Source organism: Paenibacillus massiliensis 2301065 = DSM 16942 (genome assembly GCF_000377505.1).
In the GTDB taxonomy this organism is placed as follows: domain Bacteria; phylum Bacillota; class Bacilli; order Paenibacillales; family Paenibacillaceae; genus Paenibacillus; species Paenibacillus massiliensis.
This window is the reverse complement of record NZ_KB898189.1, coordinates 288612-300814: the sequence shown is the minus strand read 5'-3', so window position 1 is coordinate 300814 and position 12203 is coordinate 288612. Positions and strand designations below refer to the sequence as shown.

Annotated in this window: 10 protein-coding genes; 8 read left to right on the top strand and 2 right to left on the bottom strand. The window is 50.7% G+C overall.

Annotated elements, in window-relative coordinates; all coding sequences use genetic code 11:
• Positions 1–56 precede the first annotated feature (56 nt).
• The 4 genes from D328_RS0112200 to D328_RS0112185 all read left to right on the top strand — a co-directional run bounded on the left by D328_RS0112200 (position 57) and on the right by D328_RS0112185 (position 4723).
• A complete protein-coding gene (locus tag D328_RS0112200) occupies positions 57–707 on the top strand; it encodes a nitroreductase family protein (RefSeq protein WP_018885299.1) in 651 nt (216 codons plus the stop codon).
• Between the two features lie 312 nt (positions 708–1019).
• On the top strand, positions 1020–2387 hold the full coding sequence (locus tag D328_RS0112195; protein ID WP_018885298.1) for an amino acid permease: 1368 nt from the start codon (positions 1020–1022) through the stop codon (positions 2385–2387).
• Positions 2388–2714: 327 nt separating this feature from the next.
• The gene (locus D328_RS0112190) at positions 2715–4301 is read left to right on the top strand and encodes an ArnT family glycosyltransferase (protein ID WP_018885297.1); all 1587 of its coding nucleotides are present in this window, start codon (positions 2715–2717) and stop codon (positions 4299–4301) included.
• Positions 4298–4723: a hypothetical protein gene (locus tag D328_RS0112185; protein ID WP_018885296.1), complete on the top strand. Its 426-nt coding sequence runs from the start codon at positions 4298–4300 to the stop codon at positions 4721–4723. Before D328_RS0112190 ends, D328_RS0112185 begins: the two co-directional genes overlap by 4 nt.
• On the opposite strand, the gene D328_RS0112180 is transcribed toward D328_RS0112185, so the two are convergent.
• Together D328_RS0112180 and D328_RS0112175 are read right to left on the bottom strand one after the other, a co-directional pair.
• Positions 4724–5548, bottom strand: coding sequence for a WYL domain-containing protein (locus tag D328_RS0112180; protein WP_018885295.1), 825 nt, complete (start codon positions 5546–5548; stop codon positions 4724–4726).
• Positions 5535–6845, bottom strand: coding sequence for a helix-turn-helix transcriptional regulator (locus D328_RS0112175; protein WP_018885294.1), 1311 nt, complete (start codon positions 6843–6845; stop codon positions 5535–5537). The genes D328_RS0112180 and D328_RS0112175 overlap by 14 nt, the downstream gene beginning before the upstream one ends.
• A gap of 203 nt (positions 6846–7048) precedes the next feature.
• Here D328_RS0112175 and D328_RS0112170 point away from each other — a divergent pair, with 203 nt between their 5' ends.
• The 4 genes from D328_RS0112170 (at position 7049) to D328_RS0112155 (ending at position 12170) form a co-directional block, all read left to right on the top strand.
• Positions 7049–7846, top strand: a complete 798-nt coding sequence (locus D328_RS0112170) for a nucleotidyltransferase domain-containing protein (RefSeq protein ID WP_018885293.1) — start codon at positions 7049–7051, stop codon at positions 7844–7846.
• A 1-nt stretch (position 7847) separates the two neighbouring features.
• Positions 7848–9422, top strand: coding sequence for a hypothetical protein (locus D328_RS0112165; RefSeq protein WP_018885292.1), 1575 nt, complete (start codon positions 7848–7850; stop codon positions 9420–9422).
• A gap of 102 nt (positions 9423–9524) precedes the next feature.
• The gene (locus D328_RS0112160; protein WP_018885291.1) at positions 9525–10751 is read left to right on the top strand and encodes an RtcB family protein; all 1227 of its coding nucleotides are present in this window, start codon (positions 9525–9527) and stop codon (positions 10749–10751) included.
• A gap of 291 nt (positions 10752–11042) precedes the next feature.
• A complete protein-coding gene (locus D328_RS0112155) occupies positions 11043–12170 on the top strand; it encodes a tocopherol cyclase family protein (protein WP_018885290.1) in 1128 nt (375 codons plus the stop codon).
• Positions 12171–12203 lie beyond the last annotated feature (33 nt).

The following is a 12203-nucleotide window of genomic DNA, read 5'->3' as shown; positions in this document are numbered from 1 at the left end:
CTAGTAATCATAAGAAACATCATTTCCAAACTCAACCGAAAAGGAGAGAAACCTGCATGAGCAACCTTACAGGCAACTACCACAAAACAAACAACTTCAACAAAATTGTACTGGAACGTCGTTCCGTTAAAGTGTACGATCCCGAAGTGAAAATCAGTCGGGAGGAAATGACCGAAATTCTGGCGGAAGCTTCCCGCGCTCCATCTGCTATTAACATGCAACCTTGGCGTTTCCTTGTAATCGACAGCGCCGAAGGTAAAGAAAAACTTGCGCCACTGGCTTCCTTCAATCAGACACAAGTAATGACATCTTCGGCCATTATTGCAGTGTTTTACGACGCTAACAATGTTGAATACATGGATGAAATTTTTAATAAAGCAGTAGAACTCGGCTACATGCCGCAGGACATCAAGGATATGCAATTGCAGCAGGCAAGGCCGTATTATGCAAGTCTGACTGCATCCGCCTTGCGCGACATTAACATGCTGGACTCTGGTCTTGTTTCGATGCAGCTGATGCTTGTAGCTCGCGCCCACGGCTACGATACCAACCCTATGGCGGGGTATGACAAGGATCGAATTGCGGAGGTCTTCGGCCTGGACGAGGAGCGATTCCAGCCGGTCATGCTGCTGTCGATTGGCAAAGCGAGCAAAGAAGGCTATCCATCCTACCGATTACCTGTAGAGACAATTACCACTTGGGCATGATTGGACTTTTGGAAGATTAGACATAGAGCAAAAAGGAATATAAGTGAGTACAAAGGAGCACAAGTAACGATCCAGGGTGATCATGCTTGTGCTCTATTTATGTTGGGGATTTTTATCCTACACGTATAGGTTCGTGGCGGTTGCGAATCTTATACAAGAGCAAGATTCGAATCAGCGAAAAATATTCCGCATAATGTTACATTTTATATTGTATTTCTTGTCACATTGGCGTAAAATTTGGCGAAGTAATTCTGCATCGCGTTAACGCGGGACTTCTAATAGAAGGATGGACATTAGAAAAGGGGAATTCGTTTGGAAACGAAAGAATTAAAGAGAGGATTAAAGCCCAGGCACATTGAACTGATTGCCCTGGGAGGCACAATCGGAGTCGGATTGTTCATGGGCTCGGCAAGCGCGATCCAATGGGCAGGCCCATCCGTATTGTTGGCCTATATGCTGGCAGGGATTATTATTTTCTTCGTGATGCGAATTATGGGAGAAATGCTCATACAAGAGCCTGTCACAGGCTCCTTCGCGACCTTCGCACATAAGTACATTGGGCCACTAGCCGGGTTCCTGACAGCCTGGAGCTACTGGTTCCTGTGGGTGACCGTGGGGATGGCCGAAGTGACGGCTATCGGTATCTATTTCGGCTACTGGTATCCGGATATTCCGCAATGGATTCCAGCCCTGGTGGGCGTATTGATTATTGCGGCAGCCAATTTGGCTGCGGTGAAGCTATATGGCGAGTTCGAATTCTGGTTCGCCCTCATCAAGATTATCGCGATCGTGTTCATGATCGTCATCGGAACGGGTCTGATCTTCTTCGGCTTAGGCAATGGCTGGCAGCCCATCGGTCTGTCGAATCTCTACAGTCATGGCGGGTTCTTCCCGGGTGGGCTCAAGGGCTTCCTGTTCGCACTCTGTCTGGTGACAGCCGCCTATCAGGGAGTCGAGATGGTCGGAATCACGGCAGGTGAGGCCGAAAATCCTAAATATACATTGCGCAAAGCGATCAAGAATATCGTCTGGCGCATTCTTATTTTCTACGTTGGTGCCGTCTTCGTCATGGTGACGCTGTATCCGTGGAACGAAGTCGGTCAGACGGGAAGCCCGTTCGTACTGACATTTGCCAAGGTCGGAATTCTGGCAGCAGCGGGAATTATTAACTTTGTAGTGCTGACAGCAGCGATGTCTGGCTGTAACAGCGGTATCTATAGTGCTGGACGTATGCTGTATACGCTCGCGGGTAATGGACAAGCTCCAGGGTTTTTCGGAAAGCTGTCCAAGGGCGGAGTTCCGCGCAACAGTATCCTTGTGACACTGTCCTTGCTGTTGATCGGGGTATTGCTGAACTACCTGATCCCAGACTCCAAGCTGTTCCTTTATATTTATAGTGCAAGTGTCTTGCCGGGTATGATGCCATGGTTCGCGCTGGCGATCAGCCAGTTCAAATTCCGTAAGCAGTGGGGCAAGGAGCTGGCGGACCATAATTTCAAGTCCAAATGGTTCCCGGTCAGCAACTACATCATTATCATTTTCCTGGTGCTGGTCATTATCGGGATGTGCTTCAACCCGGATACACGAATCTCGCTCATCGTGGGTGCTTCGTTCATGGCGCTTGTCGTCATTGCTTATTATGTGTTTGGTATTGGAAAGCGGAATCAGAGCAAGTCCTGATACGTGGACTATGTCAAATGTGCGTGTATAGCGGCTGCAAGCGGGGAGCCCTGTCGACTACTGTTAAGCTTGCTGTTCTTTTGAACAAGGATTGTAAGCAGATGATCAGCGAGCTCCAATCGTAATTCAAGTCGTGATTCTCCAAGGGGGAGAGTCACGGCTTTTTTTGCTAGAAGAGCTGCAATATGCCTTAAGCCTGGATTCAGCTAGTTTTAAGCTGGGACTCGTATAATCATAGCGAATTCATTCCGATGGAGGTGTGCGTGCATTGCGAATTCTTTTGTACGTACATTGTGCATTCCATGGTAGGAAAGAGGTGTCAACGGTTTGTTCAAGCTCATTCCTAAGCTGTTATATATGATCCTGATCTGTTTTATGGGATTGTTCGTGGGAGCCTCTCTGTTCGTCAGAGCGGAATATAATTATGCTGCATACGGAGATAATCCCATTTTGCAAGGGCAGCGTCTGTGGATATATATTCCGTTGGTCTTGCTGCTGCTCGTTGCGGGTGTCTTGTTGTACCAGGCAGCGCAAAGGCTGAGCCGCTATCGTTCACAGGTGGTCATCCCGAGTATTCTGCTCAGTACCTTAATCATGCAGGTGGCGCTCATATTCCTGTTCCCGCGCCTGCCTACGGATGATTCACAGACGGTGGTATCTCTGGCGCTGGACATGCTCTATGACCATGACTATTCTACGTTTGATCCTGGCGGGTATTTGCACATGTTTCCCTTTAACTTCTCAATGGTGGTATATATCAAGACCTTGTTGTCGTGGTTCCCTGATAACTATCTCATTCTGAAAAGCTTTAATATCCTCTTCTCCCTTATCACAACACTAATGGTCTACCTGATCTACAGGGAGCTATATGGTAAGGAGGGTGAGCGGGATTATGGTATATTGCTGCTGGCAGCCTGCTATCTTCCTTCCTTACTGATGAACAATCTGATCTATAACGATGTCATTGCCACCGCATGTCTGACCTCAGGGTTATATGCCCTGATCCGTTATTTGAAGCAGACATCGTGGACTGCAATTTTGTTAGCTTCTGTACTGATTGCTCTTGGTAACTATTTTCGAGGCATCGGAGTAATCTTTCTTATCGCTGCGCTGCTGACGATAGGCATGAAGCTGCGCGTACTTGGCTGGAGGAAGGGATTCATGGCTATTGTGCTGCTGGCCGGGATCTTCAACGTTCCGGGCTGGATGCAAAATGCGGCACTCCAGGCTACAGGTGTAGTTGATGAGCCAGTGGGCAGCAATGCGGCGCCAGTCTCGATGTGGCTACATATGGGAATCAATCTGGAGCGCTTCGGATTCTGGGATAATATGCAGAGCTATAGCATCTACCAGCGTGAGGCGGGCTACGATAAGGCCGTCAGTGCGGAACTGTTCAAGGAAGGGATTGCTGAGAAGCTCGCTGCGGCAAGTCCGGGTGAACTGTTGAGTATGTATTTCAAAAAAATCGTATGGACCTGGACGGAAGGGACCTATCAGGTCGACCGTTACGGTATTGGTAATGATCTTGGTGATGGGAATCGTGGCCGTGTCTCGATCATGGGTGGCTACAGCTACTCTACCTTCGCAACGAAGTGGTTCGCCGGGGATTCTTGGCCGCGCACCATAGTGCTCTGGTGCCTATATACGATGAATATGCTAATGTATGGCTTTAATTTGGTGCGTCTGATTGGCAGCATCCGTTCCAAGCGCTATGAAGAGGTATCGCTCGTGCTGGTAGTGCTAGGCTTCATTGGTTTCTATATTCTGTGGGAGATCAAATCCCGCTACCTATACCCGGTGTATCCGCTGCTAATGGTGATGTCGTATATGGGCTTCAAGGATGTGTACAGGCTACTTCGAACCAGAGTGCTCGATTATGGCCGACTATTCTTGGGGAAAGGGGGAGTAAGATGAGTGGAATGACTCGTATAGCTTATGTATGCGTACTAAGCGTGAGCTGCTTGGTGCTGCTGGTATCTTGCGAGGCTGTTACTGCCCAGCAGATCACTTATCCCTTGGTTCATGAGGGGCCAGGGACGGGATTTCCCGGAGGTGGAAGGCCTGGCAGGGATGCAGGGGGAGGGCAGAATTGGCGTAGGCCTGGGATGAGTGACGGTCTAGAGATGAATCATTCACCTGTTCAGAGTCACTCACCGGATCAGAGCCACCCGCCAGAAATGTACAATCCATTGCCGATGAATAGTCCACAGATTGAAGATGAGATGCCGAAGGTGCCCGGGCTGCCAAATTCAAGCGGTAGCAGACAAATGAATGAGGGCGGTAGTGAGGGTAGCATAAGTGATGGTTCCAGCAGCCGTAACCGTGCTAATCGTTAATTAGGAGCTCAGCTCCTCCTCTGGCGAAGCTTGCTGATAACGCTCCAGTGCCTTCGTCGAGGCCTCCAGCATGCGTCGTTTCAGGTAATCTCCGGTAATGACCCGCACTCGCTTGCCGAGAAAGCGAATCTTGGAGAGAAGGTATTCGGCCTCGTCACCTGGATGGGTGATATGAACTCTATAGGTGTCCTGCTCTGCATCATAATGAACGTCCTTCCCGAAGCTGGAGAAGGCATGCAATATGCGGGACAACTCCTCATTATACATCGGGACGACCTCAATCACGGCTTCCCGCTGGCGTGCTGCCTGACGGCGTGTGATGGACTCCAGCATGCCATCAACAGCATCACTCTCGACGGATTCTTCCTCCAGCTGCAGAATATTGCGTAGCGGCGTACTCATTAAGGACCGGTGTCGCATCCGGTACCATAGCACGTACCACTCCCGCTTCACCATGGAATACTCCAGCTTATAAGGAAATCCCCATTGGTCTGGAGTCACCTGACCACCCTTGAGTCGGCAGCGGATTCGCATGGCTGTCCTGTTCGCAATCATTCGGCGTAGCGGACGCAAAAGCGGATGGTAGACATGCTTCTCCTTACTACCCGCCTTCTGGATGAGATGCTCCTCAACATCCATAGGCTGATCTGACTCCAGTATGCGGTGCAGCTTGACTAGAGTCTCCACTGTAAATGCCTCGGAAGCTGCCGGATGCGCGAGCATCGTCTTGAGCCACGAGCGTTCATGCGACGTCACCATGAAGGTACCGGAATCCTCCAGCCGCGTAAGGAGCTGATAATTGAAGATTTTCTCAAACAGATTCATAGTAGGACTGGATCTCCTTCCATTCGTCGATCAGTTCCTGTCGGAACCGAAGAGGCTCAAGCACCTCACAGCTGGAACCGAAGCTGCGAAGCCACGGCTTGATTTCAGTGGTTCCGTTCACTTGAATTTCATAGATGAAGGCTTGCTCATCCTCCGCTATGATCTCACCCCATTGCCCCTGCAGCAGTACCCGCTCCTTGACGAAGTTATATTCCCCGAACCCGGGATTATAGAAGCGCGCCCTTACTGTCACCGACCGCCCTGTATCGATCAGCCAGCTATACCGCATCTTCTCGGCAAGCTCCTCGGATTTGGATGCGAACCATTCCTCTGGAACTGCCTCGTCCTCCTCCAATTGGGTAATTCCCTCCATGCGGAATTTACGGATGCCCTTATAACCATGAGCAAGCAGATACCAGCGGCCGTATTGATGGTCGTAGACGATCTTCAAGGGTAGAGCGGTATTCTTGAGCCCTTCCTGGTCCTTCTCGAACAGCGGATTGGTATTTCTGGAGGCATAGCTCTTGTCAGACTTGGGTGAGAAATAGATGAATCGGACCTTGCGTCGCAGACGCATGGCATGCAGTAGATTGAACAGATGTGCTTCATCCAGAATTCTGGAGTAATAATGATATTTATATATAAAATGCTCCAGCCTCGCTCCATCGTCATCCTGACGCTGGATATGCTTCTTGAGTCCATCACGCAGCAGATAGCCTTGAACTGAGGGGACTTGAGTGTTCGCCATGACATCCACGAAGTCATAGAGATCGAGGAGTTCATCCTCGGACAGGCTGCGCACCAGCTCATTATCTATGCAGTAACGGTAAGGCCGGGGACCGGGTTCACGGCGAATGACGCCCACCTTCTCCAGGTATTTGAGATCCGAACGAATCGTCTTCTCGTCCGGTAGGGGTAGATCCGTCGGCAAGCTGGCACAGCAGATGTCCAGCAGCTCCATAGCGGTCCATGCCTGCTCATTCATGGCAGCGAGCAGCAGGGAAATTCGATGGCTTTCGGACTCACGAACCGACTTGGCCCGAAATAAGAAGAGCAGCAGCGGGTCTGAGGATTCGTAATTGCTATACCTGACCGCTTCCGCCAACTCGATGCTCTGATCCTGTGAGAGTCCGGGGTGTAGCGAGCCAACGATATCCTTGATCCGGCGGATGGTCTTGTCAAAGGTATGTACCGAAATGCCCAGTCGATCTGCGAACTGCTGCCGATTGAAGGCCCCGCTGGTCAGCACGAGCATGCGTAGATACTGAATTTCCTTATCAAAGCTTTCCTTGGCCATACGAGTTCCTCCGTTCGTCTCGATGCTTATCTTTTTATTGTAACAGGAAAAAACTTCAATCGTAATACTTTTGCCATGTTCACAGGGGGCTGAATGAGTGACAATAAGAGCAATGATGGACCTCATGACCATAGATCATATAGACGATTAAAAGCATTTTGATAGATGAACTCGAGTGAACCAACTAAAAGGAGGGAAATCGCATGTCAGAGATTAGACAGCGCATTATGAAGGAATTAACAGATATCGAAGCCACAGAGGGGGTTCGTATTCTGTACGCCTGTGAATCAGGGAGTCGGGCATGGGGATTTCCCTCCAAGGACAGTGATTATGATGTTCGTTTTATTTATGTTCGACCTGTCTCCTGGTACTTGTCAATTACCGAAAGGCGCGATGTGATCGAACGACCTATTGATGATGTGCTGGACGTGAACGGATGGGACCTGCTCAAAGCATTAAGGCTGCTGCGTAAATGTAATCCCGCCCTGCTTGAATGGCTGCAATCTCCCATCATATATATGAAGCAAGGGTCTGCAGCGGATCAGCTGCGGAGCTTTGGGGGGCGTACATTTTCACCGCGTTCCAGCATGTATCATTACCTGCACATGGCCAAAGGCAATTTCCGTGGCTATCTGCAAGGAGAGCAGGTCAAGCTTAAGAAATATCTGTATGTGCTCCGTCCTCTGTTAGCTTGTGAATGGATCGAACGGTATAACACGATGCCGCCGATCGGCTTTGAGCAGTTGGTCAGCACCTTGGTACCTGAGAACAGTGAGCTTGGAAGGGCCATACGTGAGCTGCTGGCACAAAAACAGGCGAGCAGGGAGTTCGATACCGGGCCAAGAATAGAGCCTATTCATGCATTTATTGAACAAAAGCTGGAGTATTATGAGCAAGTTGTTGTACATAAGGCGCCATCTGAAGCAGATGTCGAGCAACAGCTGGATGAGCTGTTCCACTCGGTACTGCGGGACGTATGGGGAAGAGGGGGGCTATTGTAGCATGTTGTTGGAGCATTTTACTGCAGGACTGTGGGAGGGTAAGACCTCGATCTATGACTATATTCGTGAACAAGGCGAGGAGATCAATGGCTCGCTACCTGATGATGATGAGTTCTGGTCCGGCAGCTCTGTACGCTGGGTAGCAGGTGGACTGAGCGGAATGATGAGACATCTTGCAAGCCAGGATACGGTAATGGGAGAGACGCGTCAGCTAGTACGCATGTTGGCCAAGCACACTCGCAGGCCTAGAGCGGCAACCCGTAAAGCATTATATGCTTTGTTCATAAAGGAAGATCTAATCAGAGCCATAGACACTGTATTAAACGAAGTGAGGCAGTATCCCGGAATTCAATATGAGACTTTGTTCGAGGAAGCTAAATGGTTAGCGCGACATGGTGCCCATCGAAATGCGGTCAAATTCGGCATTGCTCTGCTGGGAATGTTTGAGCATGAGGATACCGAGATCAAGGAGCTGCTGCTCACGCTGGGGCGACATGATGAGTTCACTCTATATTCGGTAGTAGCGATACTGAATGGACTGGAAGAGGGGAATGAGCTTGTTTTTGAGCTGGCACAGGCTGTGCAGGGCTGGGGTAAAATACAGGCTGTGGAGCGACTGGAGCCGACACACCAGCGCATCAGGGATTGGCTGCTGCGACATGGCTGTGTCAATCAGATTATGAATGAATATCTGGCCTGTATATGTGCACGCAAGGGAGAGCTCCATAGAGCACTTGGTGCTGAGAAGATAGATAGCGAGCTCTATGAAGGAGCGACAGATATCATCGACGCCCTACTCTGTGGGGGGCCTGCCGAGGATATTTATGACTATGAGTATGGTCCACAGGCCCTGACGGGATATGTCCGACATGCGGAGCGGTGCTGCAAGACGGTCAAGCATCTGACGGTCCTGCTGAATATCGGAAGCTTCCTGAGCAATGACAAGGATGAGCGCTGGGCAGAGCTCTACAGGGCTGGCTGGACGCTGGAGCTAAGAGAGCATTTGCTGATGGCATGTGAGGCGATTATTTCCCGTCCTGACTGGCCTGCTGTGATTCTAGAGACGCTGAGGTCGCGAGAGCCAAACGCACCTGCGCCTTATTACTGCTTCTCCTCTGCAGCTCGACTGGGGATGGATATCTGGGATGAGGTGTACACGCAGGCACAGCTTTATCCAACAGAGGTGGTGTGGTATTACGAGCTCATGACCACGGAGCAGCCGGAACGGATACATCGTATGGTGAAGCTCGCAGAGCAGCAGCTTCCGCTGGAGCAGATTGCTTCAGGCCCACGGGAGGAGCAGGGGTTCAGCAAGGAATATGATCCTCACCGTTGCCTCGGTATCATCGTTCAAGGGCTGGATAAGCTTCCGGGCACAGGTCGACCTTTGCTGCTCGCTGCGCTGCGCAGCCCCGTTACCAGTAATCGGAGTGCAGCTTTGATGGCTCTGGAAGCCTGGGAGTCTGACACTTGGGGCGCAGAATTGAAGTCGGCTGTTGCAGCGTTGCTGGATGACGAAGTGGATGAAGAATTGCGCCAGCAGATCGGCGAGCTCAGGGAGCAGAAGCAGTTCTAGAAATTCGGTAGCAGCTTGACCGAACCTGATTTCAAGTTGAATGATCTGATCTGGTCAAGGTACTAATTAGACAGTAGCAGTAAAAGGAGATGACCTGTGAGTATGGCATATCAACAGATTGACAATGTAAAAGTATGGGGACAACCGGATGAAGGGGCGATGGCACAGGCCAGAGTATGCTCCAGAACAGGAAACGTGGTTCAGACCCTGCTCATGGCAGACCATCACAAGGGCTATTGCCAGCCGATTGGCGGTGTAGTCGTGTATGACGGGCAGATTTCTCCCGCAGGTGTCGGCTACGACATTGCCTGTGGCAACAAGGCTGTACGGACGAACTTGACCGCAGGTGAGATTCTACCCAGATTGAGCTCGATAATGGATGAGATCGCTCGGCGTATTTCCTTTGGGGTAGGGCGTGTGAATCAGGAAAGGGTGGATCATGAGCTCTTCGATGACCCCGACTGGACTGTATATGAGGACGTGGATAAACAGGTCCATGACAAGCTGAAGGCGCTGGCCCGTGCCCAGCTTGGGACGGTCGGTAGTGGGAATCATTTCGTGGATCTGCTGGTGGAGCAGGAGAATGGAAAAGTATGGATTGCCAATCACTTCGGTAGTCGTGGCTTCGGTCATAAGACTGCGAGTGGCTTCATTAATCTGATGGCCGGACGAGAATTCATGGCTAATGCACCTGGTGAGAAGATGGATCAGCCCCCTGCTCTGCTGGACCTCGATAGTGAGCTAGGGGATATGTATTATCGGGCGATGAGGCTGGCTGGTCGATACGCCTATGCAGGTAGAGATTACGTCATTCAACAGGTGTTGTCCATTCTGGGTGCTGAGGCAGATATTGAGGTGCATAATCATCATAATTATGCGTGGAAGGAGATGCATAACGGACGGGAGGTCGTAGTCGTGCGCAAGGGAGCGACACCTTCGGCTCCGGGCCAGGTCGGGTTCATTGGTGGTAGCATGGGCGACATCTCGGTTATCGTACGGGGCAAGGATACACTGGAGAATCAGGAGTCTTATTACAGTACGGTACATGGAGCTGGACGAATCATGAGCCGAACACAGGCAGCGGGCAAAATGAACTGGAAGACCCGTACGCGTAGCGGCGGCCAGATCTCGAAGGAGCAGATGGATCGGGCTGTTCGAGAGTTCGGGGTCGAGCTGCGCGGAGCAGGCACGGATGAGAGTCCGTTTGTGTACCGTCAGCTACGAGAGGTGCTTGATGCCCATGTCGGGACGATTGATGTGCTGCATGTGCTGAAGCCGATAGGTGTATGTATGGCTGGAGCGGATGAATTCGATCCCTACAAAGACTAGACATAGAGAAATTGAGAAACAGAGACTAGAGACATATAGAAATAGAGTGAGAGCTTCAAGACAATCCTTGCAGGAGTCTGTCGAGCGATCCCTATTTGCCCGTCTCATGCGCTTCGAGAGGATAGAGTAGTCCTGAAGCGTATGGGACGGGTATTTTGTCTTGCTATAGCGTACTCTTGAACACGAACAAGCATGTCTGCTGGATTTGTGGAGAGTGCTCCATTTACAATAATATCAGGCAGGAAAATAGCAGGTGCAAGGTTAGAACATGATGGGAAAGGAGGAGGTAACATGAACAAGAGTGATGTTGGGCGCAATCTGTACATGCTCAAGGGATCACTGGCGTACAAGGGATACGACTGGTGGTGGCACAGCTTCACTGGCTATAATCGGGAGACCGGAGAAGCCAAAGCCTTCTTCATCGAATATTACGTCTGCAATCCAGCGTTAGGTGGGGAAGTTCCCGTGCTGGGACAGCTGGCAGAGAATCGAGAACGTGGGGTCAAGCCCGCCTATGCGATGATTAAGGCAGGAGCATGGGGACAAGGTGCCAAGCAGATACACAACTTTTACCCCATTCCCCAGTTCAGTTGTCCCGCCGATCGGCTGGAAGTGTGTATTGGGGAAAGCATGCTGACAGAGCAACGAATGCAGGGAATGTGTTCCTTAAACGAGTTGGAGGCTAAGGCACATCCGGAATATATGAGCGACGCGGGAGAGATGAGCTGGGACCTCATTATAGACAAGCAGATTGCTTATCATGTCGGCTATGGTGCCTCCTCCATATTTCGCCGACTGAATGCCTTTGAGATGTTCTGGCACGCAGAGGGCATCAAGACTAACTACAGCGGAACAGTTCGTCTGGATGGAGTAGTCTATGACATTATCCCGGAGAGGTCTTACGGCTATGCCGACAAGAACTGGGGAGCAGATTACACCTCCCCCTGGCTATGGATTAGCAGCTGCCATCTACGTAGTCTGATCACGGGACAGACTCTGGATCACTCAGCGGTTGAGGTCGGTGGTGGTAGGCCGAAAGTATTCGGAATACCGTTGCCCCGCCAGATCCTGATCGGCATGTATCACGAGGGTACGATGTATGAGTATAACTTCTCCAAGCCATTGCTGAGATCCCGCGTGACGTTTGATTTTGAGGAAGGGGATAAGCGTCATTACTGGAAGGTTCGGGCCAGCAATCATAACTCGGAATTCGAGCTGGAGCTGGAATGTCCACGGGATGAGATGCTGCTTATTAACTATGAATCACCGGATGGACAGAAGCGGCATAACCGATTGTGGAACGGCGGCACTGGCTACGGCGAGATCCGGCTCTACCGTAAGCTTGGGGGCAGCAAGCAGCTGATTGATCATATCGAGCTGAGAAACGCCGGCTGCGAGTACGGGGAATTCTCAGATTGAAATCCGTAATGTAATCAAGTGTGATCAGGAGGT

Coding starts and splice junctions, on each gene's coding strand:
- D328_RS0112170 (WP_018885293.1), top strand. CDS start 7,049: ATGTCAGAGATTAGACAGCGCATTATGAAGGAATTAACAGATATCGAA.
- D328_RS0112165 (WP_018885292.1), top strand. CDS start 7,848: ATGTTGTTGGAGCATTTTACTGCAGGACTGTGGGAGGGTAAGACCTCG.
- D328_RS0112160 (WP_018885291.1), top strand. CDS start 9,525: ATGGCATATCAACAGATTGACAATGTAAAAGTATGGGGACAACCGGAT.
- D328_RS0112175 (WP_018885294.1), bottom strand. CDS start 6,845: ATGGCCAAGGAAAGCTTTGATAAGGAAATTCAGTATCTACGCATGCTC.
- D328_RS0112155 (WP_018885290.1), top strand. CDS start 11,043: ATGAACAAGAGTGATGTTGGGCGCAATCTGTACATGCTCAAGGGATCA.
- D328_RS0112200 (WP_018885299.1), top strand. CDS start 57: ATGAGCAACCTTACAGGCAACTACCACAAAACAAACAACTTCAACAAA.
- D328_RS0112185 (WP_018885296.1), top strand. CDS start 4,298: ATGAGTGGAATGACTCGTATAGCTTATGTATGCGTACTAAGCGTGAGC.
- D328_RS0112180 (WP_018885295.1), bottom strand. CDS start 5,548: ATGAATCTGTTTGAGAAAATCTTCAATTATCAGCTCCTTACGCGGCTG.